The organism is Burkholderia contaminans, assembly GCF_029633825.1.
Classification (GTDB): Bacteria; Pseudomonadota; Gammaproteobacteria; order Burkholderiales; family Burkholderiaceae; genus Burkholderia; species Burkholderia contaminans.
In genome coordinates this window covers 2,994,925-3,016,725 of sequence record NZ_CP090641.1, presented here as the reverse complement: position 1 = coordinate 3,016,725, position 21,801 = coordinate 2,994,925, and the positions used below count along the sequence as shown (strand labels likewise).

The 21,801-nt window shown below is 66.6% G+C and carries 14 protein-coding genes; 5 read left to right on the top strand and 9 right to left on the bottom strand.

Going from position 1 to position 21,801, the window contains the following annotated elements; all coding sequences use genetic code 11:
• Positions 1-14: 14 nt before the first annotated feature.
• From LXE91_RS31185 to LXE91_RS31145, 9 genes are all read right to left on the bottom strand, one after another.
• Complete coding sequence (locus tag LXE91_RS31185) at positions 15-287, bottom strand: hypothetical protein (protein ID WP_039357377.1); 273 nt, start codon at positions 285-287, stop codon at positions 15-17.
• 227 nt (positions 288-514) lie between these two features.
• A complete protein-coding gene (locus LXE91_RS31180; protein ID WP_039357150.1) occupies positions 515-1,858 on the bottom strand; it encodes a hypothetical protein in 1,344 nt (447 codons plus the stop codon).
• 122 nt (positions 1,859-1,980) lie between these two features.
• Complete coding sequence (locus tag LXE91_RS31175; RefSeq protein WP_095145787.1) at positions 1,981-4,152, bottom strand: T6SS effector phospholipase Tle3 domain-containing protein; 2,172 nt, start codon at positions 4,150-4,152, stop codon at positions 1,981-1,983.
• A gap of 455 nt (positions 4,153-4,607) precedes the next feature.
• Positions 4,608-5,642 (bottom strand): transglutaminase family protein, encoded by a 1,035-nt coding sequence (locus LXE91_RS31170; RefSeq protein WP_039357153.1) that lies wholly within the window; start codon positions 5,640-5,642, stop codon positions 4,608-4,610.
• Positions 5,636-8,242: a circularly permuted type 2 ATP-grasp protein gene (locus LXE91_RS31165; protein WP_039357383.1), complete on the bottom strand. Its 2,607-nt coding sequence runs from the start codon at positions 8,240-8,242 to the stop codon at positions 5,636-5,638. Before LXE91_RS31165 ends, LXE91_RS31170 begins: the two co-directional genes overlap by 7 nt.
• A 214-nt stretch (positions 8,243-8,456) precedes the next feature.
• Complete coding sequence (locus LXE91_RS31160; RefSeq protein WP_039357155.1) at positions 8,457-11,885, bottom strand: transglutaminase family protein; 3,429 nt, start codon at positions 11,883-11,885, stop codon at positions 8,457-8,459.
• Positions 11,886-11,981: 96 nt separating this feature from the next.
• Positions 11,982-12,965, bottom strand: a complete 984-nt coding sequence (locus LXE91_RS31155) for a transglutaminase family protein (protein WP_039357156.1) — start codon at positions 12,963-12,965, stop codon at positions 11,982-11,984.
• Positions 12,966-12,973: 8 nt separating this feature from the next.
• On the bottom strand, positions 12,974-13,915 hold the full coding sequence (locus LXE91_RS31150; RefSeq protein WP_039357158.1) for an alpha-E domain-containing protein: 942 nt from the start codon (positions 13,913-13,915) through the stop codon (positions 12,974-12,976).
• 64 nt (positions 13,916-13,979) lie between these two features.
• Positions 13,980-15,395 carry a circularly permuted type 2 ATP-grasp protein gene (locus LXE91_RS31145; RefSeq protein ID WP_039357160.1) on the bottom strand — a complete coding sequence of 472 codons (1,416 nt, stop codon included), beginning with the start codon at positions 15,393-15,395 and terminating at the stop codon, positions 13,980-13,982.
• 590 nt (positions 15,396-15,985) lie between these two features.
• On the opposite strand from LXE91_RS31145, the gene LXE91_RS31140 reads away from it, so the two are divergent.
• The 5 genes from LXE91_RS31140 to pgaA all read left to right on the top strand — a co-directional run bounded on the left by LXE91_RS31140 (position 15,986) and on the right by pgaA (position 21,801).
• Positions 15,986-16,984 carry a LysR substrate-binding domain-containing protein gene (locus tag LXE91_RS31140; RefSeq protein ID WP_039357163.1) on the top strand — a complete coding sequence of 333 codons (999 nt, stop codon included), beginning with the start codon at positions 15,986-15,988 and terminating at the stop codon, positions 16,982-16,984.
• 700 nt (positions 16,985-17,684) lie between these two features.
• On the top strand, positions 17,685-18,122 hold the full coding sequence (locus LXE91_RS31135; RefSeq protein ID WP_039357166.1) for a hypothetical protein: 438 nt from the start codon (positions 17,685-17,687) through the stop codon (positions 18,120-18,122).
• A gap of 62 nt (positions 18,123-18,184) precedes the next feature.
• Positions 18,185-18,643, top strand: a complete 459-nt coding sequence (locus LXE91_RS43700; RefSeq protein ID WP_341348849.1) for a hypothetical protein — start codon at positions 18,185-18,187, stop codon at positions 18,641-18,643.
• Positions 18,640-18,987 (top strand): hypothetical protein, encoded by a 348-nt coding sequence (locus LXE91_RS43695; RefSeq protein WP_341348848.1) that lies wholly within the window; start codon positions 18,640-18,642, stop codon positions 18,985-18,987. The genes LXE91_RS43700 and LXE91_RS43695 overlap by 4 nt, the downstream gene beginning before the upstream one ends.
• Before the next feature lie 105 nt (positions 18,988-19,092).
• Complete coding sequence (gene pgaA / locus LXE91_RS31125; RefSeq protein ID WP_039357168.1) at positions 19,093-21,801, top strand: poly-beta-1,6 N-acetyl-D-glucosamine export porin PgaA; 2,709 nt, start codon at positions 19,093-19,095, stop codon at positions 21,799-21,801.

Here is a 21,801-nt window from a genome sequence, read left to right as displayed (position 1 = left end):
CACGCGCCGCCCGATCAAAGCGCGGCTTCGACGATCGTCCGGCCGTTGATCGCCCGCTCGACGAGCTGTTCATCACCGACCTTGCGGATCGCGTCGTCGAGCAGCCCTTCCGGTTCTTCGGTCGCGACCTTCAGCAGACCCGACAGCCCGCGCGCGTCGAGCACCACGAGCGTCTCCATCGAATCCGCGCGGCTCACGAGCACGCGGCGGAATGCCGGGCCCGCGCCGAAGCTCGCACAAAGCTCGATCGTCTCGTTGCCGAGCATGTAGTCGAAGTTTTTGATCATGATCTGCCGCCGGTGCATGAAAATGGCGACGCGCGACGGTGCGGCGCCGTGACGTCGACGCACCCGCGCGTGCCGCCGGCTCGCCGGACCGGGGTCCGAGCCGTTCGCCGGCATCACCATGCTAGGCGTGCAGAATTAACGAAGACTTAAAGCGTTGGCAGGGTCTCGCGCCCTGGTGGGACGCGCATCGGGGGTGTCAAACCGGCCGGTCGTCGCACAAGCGGAGCTCACCACGAATAGCCCTGCATGCCGTAATTCGTATCGTGTCGGCGTCCCCACCACGGCAGGTAGGCATTGTTGCCGCCGCGTGCGCGGAACCAGTCCTTGTCGGGATCGATCGCCGTGAGCTTCGACGGCGGCAGGACGACGACCGCGACCGGGTGGTCCGGATCGGTCGTGCCGGCGACGAGTGCATTGCCGCCAAAGTGATTGATCCGGCCGATGGCGAGCGCGACGTCGGTCAATGCGCTGCCGGTTCCCATGTCGCCGAGTAGCGCGGTCGTGTTGAATGCCTGCTTCGAGTGGTCGTATTCGGGGAGGGTTTCGGTCAAGGTCCGGGAGAGCGAGGCAAGACGTGCCGACGATGCATCGCTGCCCTTGCCTGCGTCGTGAACGATGTAATGGAGATCCGGGACCGCGACGCCTGCATTGCGTGACGCCTGGTCGATGGTCGCCTTCCACGCCTGCACGGCGCGGGTCGTGCCGACCTTCTGCGGAAAATCATGCGTATTGCCGCTTGCGGCCTTGCCGATCCAGGCGAGCGGTTCGCGCTCGGTTTTGAAAGCTGGGCCGGCGAGGAACAGCGCGACCAGATTCTCGTTGATCTGTGCATCCGTGGGCGGGAAGTTGGGTGCGTCCCAGTTCATCACCCAGACGCTCTTGTCGGGGTTCGCCTGCAAGTAGTCCAATGCGTTGTTCAGCGATGTGAAGCCGGCGTTGGGGCCGCCTTGCGTGATTTGTACGTCGGGAGGCGTGTCGCGGCTCCACAAAGTCTTGGGTGACGGCGGGCCGATCTCGAAGAAGTTCATCATCCGATCGATCATGCGCGATCGGGCATAGGCCGCGTCGAGGCGAAGTGGAATGGCAATTTCGACCCGGATACCAGCGAGTTCACGCCAATCGATTTGCTTCTCGGGCTTCACCGTGTAGAAATATTTTGCGTTGCTGATATAACGGGTGCGTATGAGCAGGATGAATTTATCAATGTACTTGGCATAGAAGCCCTTGAATGTCTCCTCACCGCGATTGCCGTACACCAGTGCGCCAATTGATTGAAGCGTCGCAAAGGATCTAGGATCGGTTCGAACCATGTCATCGCTTTTGTTCGGCGCGGCAAACCCTTGGGTCCACAGCAATTGCCATTCTGTCGGGTAGTCCATGCGTTGCAACGGGTTCAACCAAATCAGGCCGACGACCTGCGCAACGAATGGCTTCGCCGGCTCTTCGACTGCGCGAACTGCGTTCGCTATCGGCTCAGGGGCGGGTGCGGAATGCACCGAACGGACCATGGCCGTCGTGAACAGAAACGCCACGAGTGCCATCAGACTCGGCACTACTACAAATCGCTTCATCCAATCTCCTATTTCGAATTGGGTCGAGTCGGGTTGCTCAACGTGCGCCATCAGTACGGCTGCGATCATCCACGCTGCGACCGCAACGGCGACACGTCGAGGCCATGTAGAAATCAGAATCTTCAAATCGCGCCCCCGACCTTGAGATAGACTTGTCCTTCGCGTTCGTCCACGATCGCGGAGGGAATCTTGGCTTCGCTTTTCTCGGCATGTACCCATTCATCGAGGGGCGTTCTATCGAGCGTTCCTGACGCAAAATAGTCGTAGTACTTCTTGTTCGGATTGCCATTGGGAATGCCGTCCCCCATCCGCCAATCCGCCTCGATCCGCAAGTCGTAGAGTTGATCCGGCGTCAGATAGCAAACCCCGATCGCCACATCGTACGCAAGCGCCTTTTTCGCATGCTTCGGATTGGTCATCGTCGTGGAATGGTTCGTCGGGCTGTTGGTCGAACCACGATCAAGCCAGTCGACAATTTGCTTGTCGCGCCATTCCTTGTAGCCCTCCGGCATTTCGCTCTTGCCGTCCTCACCGATCACGTGGCCATCACCATCGAGCCATTCCGTATTCAGCGTTCGCCGCGCCTCCATCCGCATCAACGCGCGGTCCTCATAACGCTGTCCGGCTTCGCTTTCCGCCGTACCTTGCGCGACGCTATCGTCGTTCTTCGCGTTGTACTGATCGTAGGGATCGTCCGCGCGCTTGTCTGCCTCGCTCTTGCTTGCGTCGCGCCATGCGGCCGGCGGATCGTTGCCTTCGTTGAAGTCGCTTGTCGCATTGCCGTCCTTCGTTTCGATGGGCTTGCCGAACCGCAACGCCTTCGGCGTAAACGGTTCGTCGAGTGCCGGCGCGTCCGCCACCACGGCCCAATCCTTCGGCGGATTGGCGTTCACGCGGAACATATTCAATGCCGAGCTGATCTGGGTCACGAAAAACATGATCGGCGCGGATGCAAGCGTGGCCGCCACCCCGAACACGGACTCGTTTCCCTTGAGCGCACCGATGAGATTGAATTTTGCAGGCGGCGAAGGCGGATACCAGAAGCCCGACGCCTTTCCCTTCTGTACATGCCGCCAGTCATCCTCCCGATACCGATACTGTTTCTGCACGCCGACGTGGAAGCCGGAGGCAAAGACGCGCTGCGTCAGCACGCCGGGGACACCGATATCGTTCAGTTCGTGCTTGTCGATGCCGCGCCAGCCGATGCCCTGAACCGTGATCGCCGAAATCACCTGATCGTGCGGACAGCAATACGCGGTGACGCGACCATACGTCGATCCATTCAGGCCGTGGCATACCCGATCGTCTTGTGCTGCATAAGACTTCTTGCTGGACGGCGATACCCGTTCGTTCGCCATGTCTTCATCGATCTTGTCTGCGGAAAGTTCATAGGCCTTCCGCGTGCCGATGATCGACAGAAACTTGCCGAACGTCTTCGTGCGCGCGGCGTAGGTCTGCCGTCCGCGTCGGCCCTCGCTGTCCTTGGTCGCGCGTTGCGACCAGGTATCCATGAACGTATCGGAGGGATTCGGACCGTCCGCACGCGCAAGACTGTACGGCGCGTTCGCCAGCACGTAGGCGTCGGCCACGCAATGCCCGCTACGTCCCCACGGATCTTCGACGTCGGGCAGCGCATCGCCGAAGAAAGCCGCGGCAAGGCCCACGATGTTGCCCTGGCTATGGCACACGACGGTGATCGGCACGTCGGCCTGCATGCGGCGAATCGATTCGATCAGCTTGGCGAGACGCAAGGCTGCGAGCACGCCATATGCGCGGGGCGGCGCGCGATACAGCGGCCGGTTGGTCGGATTGATGCCCTGCACGGTTATCCACCCGGCCGCGCGGTCGTCGAGGCCGCCGTGCCAGAGATCGGGCAGGCTCGCGCAACCGTTCGTGAACGGGCCGCCGCCCCAATAGTCCTTCTCGTTCAGGAAAATCTTGTCGCCGTATTCCTTGAGTTCCTCGGCTGTCGCCCGATAGCCCCACCGGAAATGAATGACCGGTGAAAACGACGGATCGGGCTTGACGTAGTTGTCCGCAAGCAGCTTCGGATTCAAAAACCCGTCCGGCGTCACGCTTTCCGTGTACTTCGCCGGCACCAATTGCCCGGCGTCGATGCCGTGATACATCAATTGATCGTCCAGGCGGCCGAGCCGGCGATTCAGGCCATCGCACAGCCCCTGCTCGGCGGCTTCGAACCATTCGCCTTCGGAATTCACACCATGGACGAAGATGACGATACCGGGCAACGGCATTTGCTTGATGCAGATCAGCCGAGTGTCTTTCGTCCACATCGACACCCCATCGCCTCGGCCGACGACGATCGGTGGAGGCTTGCGTGGCGTTCCGATGCTGTCCGACTCGGTGGCATCGATCGACCGTGCGACGGGTTCATCCGTCGCCGATCGATGATCGGGATAAAGCTGCGTCACCCTGGCTCCTGCGCGCGATTTGGTGTTTTTCTGCCGTTCCGCCGCCAGCCGTTCAGGCTGACGCGACGTGAACGCAGATTCGGATCATCGGAAATCCGGGCACCAGCGCACAAGTGCAGTTTTCTCTTTTCCTACAGAATTGAACTCGTCCGATTCAATCGAACGGAATGACACGTGACTTTCCGGTCATGTCTCACGGTCGAGTACGAAGTGTCTTCCGAGCCGCGCGCATGGACCGTCCGGTTCGCAGCCGTCACGAACGTACGCGCCTGCAGACACGCGATCAACAACCGACCGCTCCGATCGGCGAACCCGCGTCAATCGGCATCAAGCGGCTCCACCGTCACGCCGACCTTCAACTCCTGATCCGCACCACCGCCGCGAATCACGCCGCGCAGCGGCGTCACGTCCGCATAGTCGCGGCCGATCGACAGCATCACGTAGTCGTCGCCCGGCGCACGATCGTTGGTCGGGTCGAGCTGCAGCCAGCCGTTGTCCTCGGGCCATGCCGGGTCGTACACCTCGACCCATGCATGCGACGCGTCGGCGCCGATCAAGCGCGGCTGCCCGGGCGGCGGCTGCGTGAGCAGGTAGCCGCTCACGTAACGCGCGGCCAGTCCGAGCGAGCGCAGCGCGCCGATCATCACGTGCGCGAAATCCTGGCATACGCCCTTGCGCAAGCGCAGCGCGTCGAGCGCCGACGTCGTGATGTCGGTGCTGTTCGGCGTATATGCAAAATCGGCATGCACGCGCCGCATCAGCTCCCACGCAGCCTGCACGAGCGGCCGTTGCGGCGTGAAGCTCGACGCCGCGTACGCGGCGAGTTCGGGATCACATGCGACATGCGGCGACGTGAACACAAATTCGCTCGCCGCGTCGTAGGGCTGCCCCGCGCGAAACCGCAAGCGATCGCGCACGGCTTCCCACGCCATCGCCTGTTTCGGGTCGGGTCTCGCGATGGCGGGCGGCGGCTCCCCGCGCGCACCGCGCGACCACACCGGCGGTGTCACGCGTACCGTGCTGCGGCTGCGCACGAGCAGCGCATCGTGCGGCTGGTTCAACGCAAACGACGCACGCGCATTGCCGAACGCATCGATCTCGGTCCCGACCGACTCCGGCGCGGGATCGATGTCGAGCGCGAACGACAGCACCTGCTGGCGCGGCGTGACGAGCGGTTGCAGGCGTGCCTGGTGCTGCGCCGATTCGACGCGCGCCGCGTAACGGTATTCGGTGTCGTGCGTGACGCGCAGCAACCGGCCGGGCGCAACAGCGGGCTTTGCTGCCGGTGTCGATGCGTTCCGCGCATTGCCGGAACCATGCGGCGCTTTCGCCGCGCCTTTCGTCGTCACCATAACGTCCTGCCCGCTTCGCGCACGTGGCTGAAATAGCGTTCGCCGATCCGGTTCGACAACTCCCAGACCGCCTTCACCGTGGTGTCGAGCGCCTCGAGCAGCTTGTCGTGCCGGCCGCCGTCGGCGGTCTCGCACAGCTCGTGCAGCGACCACGCGGGCACGTCGGGAATGGTCTCGGCCAGCTCGGACAGCGCGTAGCCTTCGCTGCGCTCGACCTTCGTCAGCCGGCCGCGCAGCGCCTGCACGACCCAGCCGAGCGAGCGCGGATTGTCGGTATCGAGCACGACGAGCGACAGCAGCGGCGCGACGTCGAAGCCGCGCTGGAACCGCGAACGGAACGTGATCGTACTGTCGAACAGCTCCAGCACGAGCTCGAAGCCGTCCTGCCGGTGCACCGCGCCCTCGTCGAAGGCCGCCTTCAGCACGCTGCAGAGGAAATCCAGCCGGTCGATCTGCCGGCCGATCGACAGCAGCCGCCAGCCGTCGTCGCGCGTCATGTTGTCGGTCTGCGCGCCCGTGATCGCACCGAGCAGCAGGCCGAGGCGCTCCAGCAACTGCAGCGCCTCGTTGCCGATCTGCTCTTCGGCTTCGGGCTGGCCGGCGCTGTCCGCGAACAGTTGGGTCGCGTCGTCGATCAGCCGCCACTGGTCGCTCGACAGTCGCTCGCGGATCGCGGCGGCGGCGCCACGCATGCCGAACAGGCAGGACGCAATGCCCGACGTGCGATCCGCGCCGCGCGTGAGCGACGTCGCGAGCGTGTGCTGGAATGCACGCGGCGCATCGACGGCGTTCGGCGCGTCGGCCGCGATCAGGCCCGTATCGCGGCACAGCGTGTCGAGCAGTTCCAGGTGCGCGGGGCTGTCGACGTCGTCCTCGCCGCGCAGCCGTTCGAGCGCCGCGCGCGCGAGGCGCATCAGGTTGGTTGCGCGTTCGGTATAACGGCCGAGCCAGAACAGGTTCTCGGCCGCGCGGCTCGCGATCGCGCGCGGGCGTTCGACGAGGTCGTCGGGGCCGAGGTGCGTCTGCAGCAGCGTCGTCGAATCGACGATGCCTTCGGTCATCACCCACGTATCGACGGTGCTGCCGCCGCGCGGCATCGGCGCGTTGAACAGCGTGTCGCGCGTGCCGACCCGCGACAGCCCGCCCGGCAGGAGCCGCCAGCGCTGCGCGCCGTCGGCGAGCGCGAACACGCGCAGCAGCACCGGCTTCGGCACGATGCGTGCACCGCCGTTGCTGTCGGGTGCGTCGTGGCGCGGCCAGGTCGGCGCCTGCGACAACGGCAGGTCGGCCTGCACCGTGTAATGTTCGGGCCGCGCGAGAATCCGCGCGCGCCATTCCGCCAGCTGCGCCTGCGTGAGCCGCGCGCCGATCACCGGCTCGAATGCGCCGCCTTCCTGCACGTCGGGTGGATAGGATGCCTTGACGATGCCGCGTGCGAGCTGCGGCAGCGCGTCGTCGCACGCAGCCGCCTCGCCGCACCACCACGAATGCACGGCCGGCAGCGTCAGCGTTTCGCCGAGCAGCGCTTCCGCGAGACGCGGCATGAAGCCGAGCATCGCCGGCGATTCGAGGAAGCCCGAGCCCGGCGCGTTCGCGAGCAGCACGTTGCCCGCACGCACCGCCTGCAGCAGCCCCGGCACGCCGAGCATCGAATCGGGCCGCAGTTCGAGCGGGTCGAGCCACGCGTCATCGACGCGCCGCAGGATGCCGTGCACCGGTTCGAGCCCGCTCAGCGTCTTCAGGAACACGCGGTTGTCGCGCGCGGTCAGGTCGCCGCCTTCGACGAGCGTAAGGCCAAGGTAGCGCGCGAGATACGCGTGCTCGAAATACGTCGCGCTGTGCGGCCCCGGTGTGAGCAGCACGATCCGCGAATTCTTTCGAGTCGGGCTGAGCGCCTGCATGCTCTGCAGCAGCGCGCGGTACGCGGACGCGAGCCGCTGCACGCGCAGCCCGCGAAACCCGCGCGGAAAGAGCCGCGACACGATCAGCCGGTTTTCGAGGAGGTAGCCGAGGCCGGCCGGGCCCTGCGTGTGCTGCGCGACGATCCGCCACTGCCCGTCCGGGCCGCGCGCGAGATCGAACGCGACGACGTGCAGCCACGTATCGCCCGGCACGCGTGCGCCGCGCATCGCGCGCAGGTAGCCGGGATGCCCGGTGACGAGCGCGGGCGGCAGCAGCCCGCGCTCGAGGATCGTCTGCGGCCCGTACAGGTCGGCCAGCGTCGCGTTGAGCAGCCGCACGCGTTGCAGCACGCCGCGCTCGATCGAGACCCAGTCCTCGGGCGTGACGATCAGCGGCAGCAGGTCGAGCGACCACGGGCCGGCCGCGCCGTCGCCGGCGCGCTGCTCGTGCAGTTGATAGAACAGGCCGTTCTCGCGCATGCGCCGGTGCAGCGCGTCGGCGCGGCGATCGAGGTCGGCCACGCCGTCGCTGCCGATCGACGTGAAGAAACTGCGCCATGCGGGCGCAAGCGCGGGCGCGTTCAGGCCCGCCGCGCTGCCGCGCAGTTCGTCGTAACGGCCGGCGGCAGCCGGCGCCGCGAGCGCGGCGGCCAGTTCCGCGGCATCCGGCTGCGCGCCGGTATCGAAAAGCGTGGGCATCGCGTCGAGGGCGGCGAGATGATCGGTGTCAATGGGCGGCACGATATCGTTCCGTCGTCAGGGCACAGCCGCGCACACGCGCCGCCACCCGGGCAGCGGGCTGCGGCGCGCGGCCGCAATCTGCCCGCATCCTAGCATTCCGGCGGGGCCGCCAGCGACCGGAACCGCCGGGTATCGCGAACCGCGCATCGTCATCCGCGTCGTCATCGTCCGGTCACGGCCGCCGCAGGTCGAGCGTGAACGGGAATTCGCGGCTCGGCGCGGCAGCCGCGACATCCATCCGCCCCGGCGTGTGCCCCATCTCGACGAAGCGCGCGAGCCGGCGGCTCTCGGCTTCGTATGCATTGACCGGGAACGTCGCGTAGTTGCGCCCGCCCGGATGCGCGACGTGATAGCGGCAGCCGCCGAGCGAGCGCTGCAGCCACGTATCGACGATGTCGAACGTGAGCGGCGCGTGCACGCCGAGGGTCGGATGCAGCGCGGACGGCGGCGACCACGCCTTGTAGCGCACGCCCGCGACGTATTCGCCGACGGTGCCGGTCGGCTGCAGCGGCAGCGCGCGGCCGTTGACCGTCACGACGTGCCGGTTGTCGTTCAGCCCCGTCACGCGCACCTCGAGCCGTTCGACCGACGAATCGACGTAGCGCACCGTGCCGCCGGGCGCGCCCTCCTCGCCCATCACGTGCCACGGCTCCAGCGCGCCGCGCAGCGACAGCTGCATCCCGTTCACCGCGATCTGGCCGAACAGCGGGAAGCGGAATTCGAAGTGCGGCGCGAACCACGCCGGATCGAACGCAAAGCCGGCGTCGCGCAGCTCGGTCAGCACGTCGTCGAAATCCATCTGAAGAAACGCGGGCAGCATGAAGCGGTCGTGCAGCGCGGTGCCCCAGCGCGTGAGCGGCGTCGTGTACGGCGCGGCCCAGAAACGCGCGACCAGCGCGCGCAGCAGCAATTGCTGCACGATGCTCATCCGCGCATGCGGCGGCATCTCGAACGCGCGCAGTTCGAGCAGGCCGAGCCGGCCGGTCGACGAGTCGGGCGAATACAGCTTGTCGATACAGAACTCGCTGCGGTGCGTGTTGCCGGTCACGTCGATCAGCAGGTTGCGCAGCACACGGTCGACGAGCCACGGCGGCATGTCCTGCCCGAACAGCAGCTTGTTGCGCTGGATCTCCGCGAACGCGATGTCGAGCTCGTAGAGCTGGTCGTTACGCGCTTCGTCGACGCGCGGCGCCTGGCTCGTCGGCCCGATGAAGAGCCCGGAGAACAGGTACGACAGCGACGGATGGTTGTGCCAGTACGCGATCAGGCTCGCGAGCAGGTCCGGGCGGCGCAGGAACGGGCTGTCGGCCGGCGTCGCGCCGCCCAGCACGAAGTGATTGCCGCCGCCCGTGCCGACGTGGCGGCCGTCGACCATGAACTTCTCGCTGCACAGCCGCGACTGCCACGCGGCGTCGTACAGGAATTCCGTGTGATCGACGAGCTCGTCGAAGTTGCCGGCCGGATGGATGTTCACCTCGATCACGCCGGGATCGGGCGTCACCTGCAGCAGCTTCAGCCGCGCGTCGCGCGGCGGCGGATAGCCTTCGAGCACGAGCTTCACGCCCAGCGCGTGCGCGGTCAGCTCGATCGCGCCGAGCAGGTCGAGATAATCCTCGAGCGCGGCAAGCGGCGGCATGAACAGGTACAGGATGCCGTTGCGCACTTCGACGCACAACGCGGTGCGCGTGATCCACGCGGCCGACTCGAAGCGCTCGGGGGCGCGACCCGGGTCGCGCGCGGCCGGCCGCCCGTTGCCGGCCGTGCCGTCGTCGCGCCACTGCATCACGGTCTGCGCGGCTGCCTCGCGATGCACGCCGGACAGGTAGCGCGGCGCATCGGACGGGCCGGCGTAGCGTGCGCGGATCGCGGCGGCGTCCGGCAGCGCGTCGCGCGGCGCAAACGGGTCGCGCTCGACCAGATACGGATGGTCGGCGCGGCTCGCCCACGGCAGCGAATCGAGCGGCAGCCGATAGCCCATCGGCGAATCGCCGGGCACGAGGTACATCCGCTCGTCGCGGAAGAACCACGGGCCCGTCTGCCAGCGCGGGCCGTCGAGGCCCGGCCGATCACGGCCGTCCACATCGTCCGTGCGCTTGACCGGCAGCACGTAGCCGACCACGCTGTCGAGCTGCTGCTCGAACACCTTGCGCAGCCGCGCGCGTTCGAGCTCGTCGTCGAGCCTCGAGTCGAACGGATCGACGTTGACCGGCAGCCGGCGTTCGCGCCACAGGTAGTACCAGACGTCCTCGTAGCCGGGCCGGATGAATTCGCCGGTCAGGTTCAGCCGTGCGGCCAGCGCGTCGATGAAGCGCTTCGCGTCGTCGGTCGTATAGGCGGACGGCTCGCGCTCGTCGGCGAACAGCGACGGGTCGTGCCACACCGGCTGGCCGTCGGCACGCCAGAAGATCGACAACGCCCAGCGCGGCAATTGCTCGCCCGGATACCACTTGCCCTGCCCGAAATGCAGGAACCCGCCATCGCCGTATTCGGCGCGCAGCCGCTGCACGAGTTCGGTCGCATAGCCGCGCTTGGTCGGGCCGAGCGCGTCGGTGTTCCACTCGGCGCCGTCGCGATCGTCGATCGACACGAAGGTCGGCTCGCCGCCCTGCGTGAGCCGCACGTCGCCGGCCGCCAGCGCACCGTCGACCTGCGTGCCGAGCGCCAGCACGCCGTCCCATTGCGATTCCGTGTACGGCTTCGTCACGCGCGGCGATTCGTACACGCGCGTCACGGTCATCTCGTGTTCGAACGACACCTCGCACTCGTCGATCAGCCCCTCGACCGGCGCGGCGCTGGTCGGCTGCGGCGTGCAGGCCAGCGGAATGTGGCCTTCGCCGGCGAGCAGGCCGGAGGTCGGGTCGAAGCCGATCCAGCCGGCGCCGGGCAGGTACACCTCGCACCACGCGTGCAGGTCGGTGAAGTCGACCGACGTGCCGCTCGGGCCGTCGAGCGATTTCACGTCGGGCGTCAGCTGGATCAGGTAGCCCGACACGAACCGCGCGGCGATGCCGAGGTGGCGGCACAGCTGCACGAGCAGCCATGCGCTGTCGCGGCACGAGCCCGAGGCCAGTTCGAGCGTCTGCTCGGGCGTCTGCACGCCCGGCTCCATCCGCACGAGATAGCCGATGTCGCGCTGCAGTTGCTGGTTCAGCGCGACGAGAAAGTTCACGGTGCCGGCCGGCGTGCGGTCGACGCCGTCGAGATACGTGCGGAACAGCGGCGACGCGCTCGTCGGCGGATCGCACACGAGATACGGCGCGAGCTCGGTCTTCAGCGCGTCGTCATAGCTGAACGGGTATTGCTCCGCGCTGGCTTCGAGGAAGAAGTCGAACGGGTTGTACACCGACATCTCGGCGACGAGATCGATCGTGATCTCGAAGTGCTCGGTGCGCTCCGGAAACACGAGCCGCGCGAGATAGTTCGAGAACGGATCCTGCTGCCAGTTGATGAAGTGCTGCGCGGGCTCGACCGTCATCGAGTACGCGAGGATCGGCGTCCGGCAGTGCGGCGCGGGCCGCAGGCGCACGACCTGCGGGCCGAGGTTGACGAGCCGGTCGTAACGATAGCGGGTGGTGTGATGCAGCGCGACGTGGATGGACATGGGAGCTCGGTTCGGGTTGGGCCAGCCGCGCGCCGCGTCGCACTCGATGCGACGCGGCGCCCCGGCCTGGCGGATTCGGCGAAAGCGTGCGCGAGGTCAGACGAGCTCGGGCGTCTGCACGACGCTGATCTCGACACCGACGGCCGTCGCGCCGAGCCCCGTCACCGGCTGCGCGTCGCGATAGTCGAGGCCGACCGCGATGCGCACGTAGCGCTCGTCCGGGCAGCGATTCATGAACGGATCGAATCCGACCCAGCCCAGCCCTTCGACATAGGCCTCGGCCCACGCATGGCCGGCCGGCTGCTGCATCAGCCCGGCCGCCTGCGGCTGCGCGCCGTGCGCCGGCTGCGGCATCCCCTGCGACTGCGACTGCGCGGCATGCGACGCGCCGAGCACCTGCTGCATGCCCTCGCCGCTCTGCAGCGCGAGCGCTTCTTCCTCCTCGACGTCGCCTGCGTTCTGCTTCGCGTCGGCGATGCGCTGCATCGCGCTGTCCGCCAGCACGTAGCCCGAGATGTAGCGCGCGGGAATCTTCAGCACGCGCGCGGCCGCGATGAACGCATGCGCATGGTCGCGGCTCGTGCCCTCGCCGCTTTGCAGCGCGGTTTCCGCGTCGACGGGGGCGTCCGCGGCCAGGTTCGGCGCATACGCGATGCGGTCGTGCACTTCCGTCATCAGCCAGTGCAGCGCGTCGAGGCTGCGCGGCTCGATCGGCAGCGCTTGCGCCAGCGCGCGCACGGTGTCGCCCGCCTTCGTCAGCGCCGTTTCGCGCTCGAAGATCCACGGCGGCGCATAGCCTTCGGGATGACCGAGTATGCCGGCGCGGTCCTGCGTCTCGACGACGCCGGCAGCGATCACGACGATCTCGGCCTTCGCGCCGCGGTCGTGCCGCACGAGGTCGATCCGGTTGCCGAGTCCGTCCGCATAGGACAGCGACGGCTCGACGCCGTCGATCGTGACCTGCCATGCGCGCACCGTCTGCCCGGGGCCCGACTGCGGGCGCAGCCGCAGCCGTTGCAGTGCATGGGTGGCTTGATCGTCGAACTGATAACGCGAGATGTGTCGAATGGCGAGTCGCATGGCAAGTCTCAGTCGAAGTTGTAGGCCTGGGCGATTTCGAGCCCGAGGCTGTTGTTGCGGCCGATGAAGTCGGTCAGGAACTCGTGCAGGCCGCTCTTGAAGATCCGCTCGACCGAGGTGTCGGACAGCATTTGCAGGATCTTCGTGGCCGTGTCGTGACACGGGTGTGTCACGCCGTAATCCTTCGCGAGCAGGTTCAGGCTCGAGACGACGCGCCCGTAGCAATAGCGCAGCGAACGCGGCATGCGGCCGTTCAGGATCAGGTAGTCGGCGATGTTCATCGGCTTGTACTGAACGTCGTACACCCAGCGGTACGAACGGTGCGCGGCGACGCAGCGCAGGATCGTCTCCCACTGGTAGTTGTCGAGGATCGTGCCGACGTGCGACACCGACGGCAGCAGCAGGTGGTATTTCACGTCGATGATCCGCGCGGTGTTGTCGGCGCGCTCGACGAACGCGCCGATCTGCGCGAAATCGAAGATCTCGTTGCGCAGCATCGTGCTGTAGAAGCTGCCGAGGATGAGCGCGGTTTCGCGCTTCACCTGGTCGAGCACGGCCGGCAGTTCGCTCTCCGGCACCGGCTGCGCGAGCGCGCGGGTCAGCGCGAGCCACGCACCGTTCACGCTCTCCCATGCCTCGCGCGTGAGCGCCGTGCGCACCATCCGCGCGTTCGAGCGCGCGGCCTCGATGCACGACAGCACGCTCGACGGGTTGTCGCGGTCGCGCAGCAGGTAGTCCGTCACGGTATCGGCCGCGTACGCGTCGTATTTCTGCCGGTAGCCTTCGTCCGTGCCCGAGCTGACGAGCACCGACGACCATTCGGCCGGCGCGTCGGACGTGCGCGTGAGCGCCATCCGCAGCCCGGCATCGACGATGCGCGCGATGTTCTCCGCGCGCTCGATATAGCGGTACATCCAGTAGAGGCCGCTTGCAGTACGTCCCAGAAGCATCTCGTGTCCACTCCGTCTTCGTTCGGTTGGCGCCCCGGTCGCGGGGCGCGCGGTCGCGTCCGGCTCAGTCGGCCAGCACCCAGGTGTCCTTGGTGCCGCCGCCCTGGCTCGAGTTGACGACGAGCGATCCCTCCTTCAGTGCGACGCGCGTCAGCCCGCCCGGCGTGATGCGGATCCGGTCCGACACCAGCACGAAAGGCCGCAGGTCGACGTGGCGCGGCGCGAGGCCGGCTTCGGTCAGGATCGGCGTCGTGGACAGCGCAAGCGTCGGCTGCGCGATGTAGTTCGCGGGGCGCGCGCGCAGCTTCGCGGAAAAGGCTTCGAGCTCGGCCTTCGACGCGCACGGCCCGACCAGCATCCCGTAGCCGCCCGAGCCGTGCACTTCCTTCACGACCAGTTCGTCGAGATGGTCGAGCACGTATTTCAGGCTGTCGGCTTCGCCGCAGCGCCAGGTCGGCACGTTCTCCAGCAGCGCCTTGCGGCCCGTGTAGAACTCGACGATCTCCGGCATGTACGAGTAGATCGCCTTGTCGTCGGCGATGCCGGTGCCGGGCGCGTTCGCGATCGTGATGTTGCCCGCGCGGTAGACGTCCATGATCCCCGCGACGCCGAGCACCGAATCGGGGCGGAACGTGAGCGGATCGAGGAACGCGTCGTCGACGCGGCGGTACAGCACGTCGATCGGCTGGAAGCCTTCGGTCGTGCGCATCGCGACGCGGCCGTCGATCACCTGCAGGTCGCTGCCCTCGACGAGATGCACGCCCATCTGGTCGGCGAGGAACGAATGTTCGTAGTACGCGGAATTGTGGATGCCGGGCGTGAGCACGGCGACGGTCGGGTTGTCGGCGTTGCCGCCCGGCGGGCACACGGCCGCGAGCGACTGGCGCAGCATCTGCGGATAGGTCTCGACCGGGCGCACCTTCACCTGCTGGAACAGCTCCGGAAAGAGCTGCATCATCGTCTCGCGGTTTTCCAGCATGTACGACACGCCGGACGGTGTGCGCGCGTTGTCTTCCAGCACGTAGAACTCGTTCTCGCCGGTGCGCACGATGTCGACGCCGATGATGTGCGTGTAAACGTTCCCGGGCGGCCGGAAGTCGATCATCTCCGGGATGAACGCTTCGTTGTGCGCGATCAGGTGCTTCGGCACGATGCCCGCGCGCACGATTTCCTGCCGGTGGTAGATGTCGTCGAGGAAGGCGTTGAGCGCCATCACGCGCTGCTCGATGCCGAGCGACAGGCGGCTCCATTCGGCGCCCGAGATGATGCGCGGGACGATGTCGAACGGAATCAGCCGCTCGGCCGCCTCCGCGTCGCCATAGACGGCGAACGTGATGCCCGTCTTGCGGAACACGCCTTCCGCGTCGTAGGCCTTCTGGGCGAGGCTCGCGGGATTCTGCGTGTCGAGCCACTGCTTCAGGCGCGCGTAGGGCGCCCTTACCATGTCGCCGGATTGCAGCATTTCATCGAATGGCTTCATCGATCTTTTCTCCATCGATCGTTTTCCCCGGCATTGCGCATGCCGGACCGGCGTACTGAATGCTTTGCAAGGAACGTGCCTTGCTCGACCCCTCGATATCCCCCCGTTTTTGCGCCGCGCCGGGCACACCCGCGCGGCATTGCGCACCATCACGGTGCAGCGCCCGGCGCGACGGGCGACGACGGTGCGTCGCCAGCGCGCACGGTTCATGCTGCGCCGCGTCTTCCGAACATAGTTCCCCCGCGTGTCACGAATGTGCAATCTGCACTGCACAAAAAACGGCGCGACCGGGCACGGGACCGCTGCCATGAAGGCGGGCCGGTACGCGCACGGCGCAACCGGCCCTGGGGGGAAGTACCGTCTGCGGCCGCACCGGCAGTTCGACGCGATGAACTGTCCGGTTAGCCGGGTCCGGCACCTCAACGCTATGCAGCCGTAATCCCGCCGACAACGCCCATGCATATTTCGACTGACACCCATCGAAAAAAAACATCGGCCCGACCGGCGCGAGGCGCGGTACGCTAGAAAGTTCGTGCAGCAAACGGTGCCGCCGCCTTTCAGGCGCCCGACTATAAAAAGCGAAGATCGAAATGGAAGCAAAGTGGCTGGAAGATTTCCTGAGCCTTGCGGATACCAAGAGCTTTTCCCGGGCCGCGCGTAACCGGCACCTCACGCAGTCGGCATTCAGCAGACGAATAGCTGCGCTCGAAACCTGGATGGACGCGAAGCTGGTGGACCGGAGCATCAACCCGATCACGCTGACACCGGCCGGCCAGATGTTCCGCGGGCTCGCCGCGGACATCCTGCGCAGCATGTATGCGGCACGCAATCTCGTGAACGGCTACGACCAGTTCGCGGCCAGCGACCAGGTCGTGCGTTTCGCGGTGGCCCACACGCTCGTCTTCACGCTGTTTCCCGAGTGGCTCAAGCAGCTCAACGGCGAAGTCGGCCACGTCACCGCGCGCGTCAACGCGGTGAACGTGCCGGAAGGCGTGCAGCAGCTCGTCGAAGGGGAATGCGACCTGCTGCTCGGCTATCACCATCCGCAGTTGCCGATCGTGCTCGACCCGAACCACTTCCCGTTCGTCAGCCTCGGCGTCGAACGGATCCTGCCCGTGTCGACTCCCGATGCGCGCGGCAAGCCCGTGTTCCAGCTGCCGGGCACCCCCGATGCACCGCTGCCGCTGCTCGCGTATTCGTCGGGCGCGTTTCTCGGCAACATCGTCGAGATGCTGCTGCTGAATGCCACCGAGCCGTACGTGCTGCACCGCTGCTTCGAGACGCACATGTCGGAGGCGCTGAAGGGCATGGTCGTGGCCGGGCACGGGATCGGCTGGCTGCCGGAAAGCTGCGTCGCGAAGGAACTCGCGGACGGCACGCTCGTATGCGCGGGTTCCGGCGACTGGATCACCGAGCTCGAAATCCGCCTGTACCGGTCGGCCCGCAAGCGCGGGCTCGCGGCCGAGCAACTGTGGACCTACATCATGAACCGGCCGCGCGCGGCGGTCGACGATGCAGCCGGCCCGGCCGAACCCGCGGCCGCGCCGGCGATGCGCATCGCACGGCGCAGCGCGGGCGGCAGCCGCTGATCGTCGCGTCCGCGTCGTTCGCGTCGTTCTCGCGGACGACGCGAACGCAAGTGCGGTTTGCGGCAATCCGGTGTGCGCGTCCATTCGCGCCGCGCCGCTTCCCGGTAGCACGCAACGATCCCGCTTTGACCTGAAGAATTACCGCACCGGACGCGGAATCGATATCAGACGAATCGCAATCGTTTGCATTCCGAACAAGAAGTTTTTACGGCCGACATAGCAAACCGGCATTTTCCGTCTGATTATCTGAACAGAAATACCCTGTTACAGAACAAATTAAAAGTTTCGATTTACCTGTAACAATCTAAAATACCAAACACACCTCCTCCGCGTTTCATATCGTGCGATCTGTATCCGGATCGATATCGATTCGCCCGGAACACAGGCGCAAAAATTCCTTTTATCAGTCGTTATTTTTCGGCACGAATGCCAATACGTCCGACGCTATTCAATTCGTGCTGGATCATCGCTACCGAATAGCAATTTTCATATTCGGCAATATCGACTTTCTTCATAGGTAAGCGAGTCAGACGAATACGTCGTTATCCTATTTAAATAGGATATTTGGCGCCGTCCCATTCATGCCACACGCGGTTGTTGGTTCAAAACCCATCGTGTATCAATAGCGTGTCGCAAAAAGAACGTTGGCAAATCTGACTCGGAATAAATGCTCGCCATTGATTCCGGACGGGAGGTTGCAATGTCTTCCTCGTTTCAACAGCAGGCTCGCCCTTTCCTGAGCGTCTTCCTCTCGACGCTCTGCATGAATGCGATGGCCCAGACGCTCGCGTCCCAGCCACCCGCGTCCGCCCCCGCATCCGGCCCGGGTGCGGATCGCTACGTCATTTCGTACATCTGCGGCGACGCGCGGATCGACGGTACCGCACCGCTGCCGCCCGACGGACGGCCGTACAACCTGGGCGTGTCGTTTGCTTCGGCCAAGACGGGGCAGCCGCTCTCCAACGTCCAGGTGCGCCTGCGCAGGCATGGCCGCGTGCTCGTCGAATTCAATGCCTCGGGGTCGCGTTGCCTGTTCAGCGTGCCCGATGCGAGCTACCGGGTCGAAGGAACCTATCAGGGCGCGACCCAGTTCGCGATCGTCGAAACGGGTGCGCTGACCACGCAGTTGAAATGGTGAGCGCCACCTGAGCGCACCCCATCACGTCTTACACCACACCGTATCGAATCGAGGAGACATGAATGACTCGTGCAGAACGACAGGACGGCTCGCCCGCCCACCAGCCGAAACCCTCCTGGGGTCCCGGAAAGAACGCGGCGCTCAGCTTCGTCGCATTCGCCGCGATCTTCGGCATCTTCGCGTACGGCGAACGGGACACGACGGTCGGCCATGCGCGCGTGACGCACGACATCTCCGGCGCGATCGGAAGCGCCGTCGGGAAAACCCGCAACGCGGTCATGACGTTTGCCTCGCGCGCAACCGCAACGGGTACGCCCGGAACATCGGCCGAGCCCGGCCCGGCCCCGGCACGCACGCAGGCCTCGCCGCCCGCGCCGCCGCCTCTGCTTGCGTCGACTTCGGCTGCGCGCGAGGTGTCCACCGTGCCGCCCGTCACGCTCGCGGTCGAACCGCAAGCCGCGCCGCAGCCCGCCCCCGTGCCGTCGCGAAACACCGGCAATCGCCGCATGCGCCGCCCGTGACGCTCGCGGCCGGTACGCACGGGGCGTCGGCCTACGGCCGCGCCGCCACGCGGCACGGTGCCGCGCAACGTGCGCAGCGCACCGAAACGCTGGCAGGCACGAGCCGGCGCATGGACTTCACGCCCAGGCCCCGGCCGTATGGCAACGACATGGCGCGCATGCAGACGGCAAGCGTCACGCACGCGGAACTGGAAAGCGCGCGAGCGCTGGCGAAGGCGCGCTCGTGCGCGGTGATCGACGAATGGAACTGTGTGGAGCAGAACGCAAGCCGGGCGCTCGCGATCGACCCGACGAACAGCGAATCGCGTGCATTGCTCGGTCAGGCGATCCGCAACCGGCTGTAAGCCGGGTCCGCAGCGCCGGGCACGCGCGGCCCGGCCGCGCGACGCACGACGACGTGCGTCGTCAGGCGGGCAACCGATGTGATCGTTTCGAAAGGAGGCCACCTCGTGGACAACAATCGGAAACAACAATGCACCACCGTCGCTCCGTCCAGCCGACGGCGCCTCCTGCATGCGCCGCTGGTGTTGCTGCTCGTCGCGTCCGGCCCCTGCTTCTCCGCGGACGGCGATCCGGAAGCGCGGCGCATCGACGAATTCGCCGGGACCAACGGCGCTCCGGATGCGGTGCCGCGCGATGTGCAGCCGACGGTCGTAACGATCCAGATTGCCCAGGCCGAGATCGCCCCGCCCCCTCATGCGCCGACGCCGATCGCGCGGGCTTCGGATGCGTCGATGCAGATCGCGCAAGCCTCGAACCCGCAGCCGCCGACCCTGCCGACCACGGTCGTGGTGGAACCGGAGGCGCCGCAATCGAGCGCCGCCGTGCCGGGTGCGCGATCGCCGGATACGGCGAATACGACGAATAAGCCGGCGCCCGTCGCGCAGACACCGACAGCGCCGATGCTGCTTGCTCAGGCCGGGAACGCCCGCCCGCCGGAAGCATCGACACCTCCCGCTTCGACGATGTACGACACGTCCGCATCCCCTTCGCCGGCGCCGATCGCGCCGCCTTCGGCCCCCGCGCCGAAGATCGAACGAGCCGCACCCGCCACGCCGCCGCTTGCGCCGACGCAAACCGCGCAGGTCTCCGGCACCCCGATGCCGAACTCGCCCGCGCCCGTTCCCCAGATGCCTGGCTCGCCGCCGCCGTCTTCCCCGGCGCCGAACTCGCAGACGCCCGGCGCCCAGCTACCCGGCGAGCCGACACAGCGGTCGCAGGGGCCCGACGTCGAAACGCCGAACGCCCACGCGCCGAATCTGCGTACCGCCGACGTCGAGACCGTGCGCAACGACGTGTTCGGCCTTGCGGCGAGCGGCGGCGCGGTCAAGGCGCTCGATGAAGCGAAGGCACGGCCCGATGCGTTCTCCGCCGTCGACATCGCGCAACTCGAAGAACTGTCGATTCGCCAGCAGGTGCGCGGCGGACGCGACAAGTCGCGCTCGATGACGAGTGCCGACCGCTTCGACGGGATCGACAACGCGCTGCGCGCCGCAGACGACCTCGACAAGCGGACGCCGGCCACGCCCGAGTACACGCCGGTCAGGACTGCGCTCGCAGGCGACCGGACGGTCGCCCTTGCGGCACGCGGCGACATGAAGCAGGCCGTCGCGACGTTCGAGACGATTCCGTCCAACGCGGAAATCTCGATCGACGCGCTGGCAGCCGTGGGCGACGCGTACCTGTACCTGAGCGAACCGGGCAAGGCGAACGCCGTGTACCAGCGCGCGCTGAAGCAGGCGACTGCGTCGCCGACGGATCGCGCGACCCGCGGCTTCCAGTACGGCGAGCGCACGCGTCCGATCGAATTGCGCGAAGGGCTGTTCTGGTCGTACGTCGACCAGGGTCGCGCGGCGGACGCGAAGAAGGCGCTCGACGACATGGGCGCGTCGCTGCCGCCTGCCAAGGAGGTGACCAGCGTCGGTCCGGGAGAAAGCGACTATCTGCGCTACTACCGGCTGCGCGCGCAATACCTGATCTTCACGGGCCACGCCGATCAAGGGATCGCCGCGCTCGAGGAACTCGAGAAACAGGTGCCGTTCAACGCGGAGATCCGTGCCGCGCACGCCGACGCGGTGTCCGGCCAATCGCATCCGCGCCAGGCGATCGCGATGTATCGCGCGTCGCTGACGGACCACCCCGACAGCGTCGAGATGCTCGCGGGCCTCGGCCGCGCGTCGCTCACGGCCGACGACTATGCGACCGCGAAGAGCGTCGACCAGACGCTGGACAACACGTTCCCCGACAGCGGCGCCGTGCGGGGCTTCAAGCGCGACTACAAGGCGTACCGCAGCCCCGTGTTCACGACCGACCTGAGCTTCGAGCACGGCAACAGCGCACTGGCCGACAACAGCTTCACGTCGGACAGCTATATCTATTCGCAACCGTTCGGCGACAACTGGCGGGTCTTCGCGCATACGTTCTACGGCCATGCGCAAACCGACGGCGGCAGCGTCAGCCGCACGCGCACGGGCGTCGGCGGCGACTACCGGCACGGGCCGCTCACCGTGCTGGGCGAAGTCACGCGCTCGCTCGGCGGGGACGGACGAACGGGCGGCCGCGGATCGATCGCGTACGCGCTGAACGACTACTGGACCGTCAGCGGCGCGCTCGACTCCAACGACAACTCGCTGCCGTGGAAGGCGTACGCCGCCCACATCTGGGGTCGCTCGGCGAACGTCTCCGTCGTGTATCGCCAGAACGACCGTCGCGAGGTCAAGCTGAGCTACGGCGTGAGCCGCTACAGCGATTCGAACGTGCACCAGGAAATCGCGGCAACCGCCACGCAGCGCGTGTACACGAGCGCCACCCAGCAGGTCAACGTATCGCTGGATCTCGGCACCGACAGCAACACGCGCACGAACGCGCCCTACTTCAGCCCGGGCCGCGACTATGCGGCCGCGGCGACCGTGATGCACCAGCTGACGCTGTGGAAGAAGGGTGACATGGGGCTGCAGCAGCGCGTCTCGGTGTCCGGCGGCATGTACAACGAGCGCGGCTTCGGCACCAGCGCGCTGTGGAGCGCGCGCCTCGAGCACGCATGGACGTTCAAGCACGACATCACGCTGAGCTATGGCGTGGAGGTCAGCAGCCACGCCTACGACGGCCAGCGCGAGCGCTCCGAAACCGGCTTCATGTCGGTCAACCTGCCGTTCTAG

Coding starts and splice junctions, on each gene's coding strand:
- LXE91_RS31185 (WP_039357377.1), bottom strand. CDS start 287: ATGATCAAAAACTTCGACTACATGCTCGGCAACGAGACGATCGAGCTT.
- LXE91_RS31180 (WP_039357150.1), bottom strand. CDS start 1,858: ATGAAGCGATTTGTAGTAGTGCCGAGTCTGATGGCACTCGTGGCGTTT.
- LXE91_RS31175 (WP_095145787.1), bottom strand. CDS start 4,152: ATGTGGACGAAAGACACTCGGCTGATCTGCATCAAGCAAATGCCGTTG.
- LXE91_RS31170 (WP_039357153.1), bottom strand. CDS start 5,642: ATGGTGACGACGAAAGGCGCGGCGAAAGCGCCGCATGGTTCCGGCAAT.
- LXE91_RS31165 (WP_039357383.1), bottom strand. CDS start 8,242: ATGCCCACGCTTTTCGATACCGGCGCGCAGCCGGATGCCGCGGAACTG.
- LXE91_RS31160 (WP_039357155.1), bottom strand. CDS start 11,885: ATGTCCATCCACGTCGCGCTGCATCACACCACCCGCTATCGTTACGAC.
- LXE91_RS31155 (WP_039357156.1), bottom strand. CDS start 12,965: ATGCGACTCGCCATTCGACACATCTCGCGTTATCAGTTCGACGATCAA.
- LXE91_RS31150 (WP_039357158.1), bottom strand. CDS start 13,915: ATGCTTCTGGGACGTACTGCAAGCGGCCTCTACTGGATGTACCGCTAT.
- LXE91_RS31145 (WP_039357160.1), bottom strand. CDS start 15,395: ATGAAGCCATTCGATGAAATGCTGCAATCCGGCGACATGGTAAGGGCG.
- LXE91_RS31140 (WP_039357163.1), top strand. CDS start 15,986: ATGGAAGCAAAGTGGCTGGAAGATTTCCTGAGCCTTGCGGATACCAAG.
- LXE91_RS31135 (WP_039357166.1), top strand. CDS start 17,685: ATGTCTTCCTCGTTTCAACAGCAGGCTCGCCCTTTCCTGAGCGTCTTC.
- LXE91_RS43700 (WP_341348849.1), top strand. CDS start 18,185: ATGACTCGTGCAGAACGACAGGACGGCTCGCCCGCCCACCAGCCGAAA.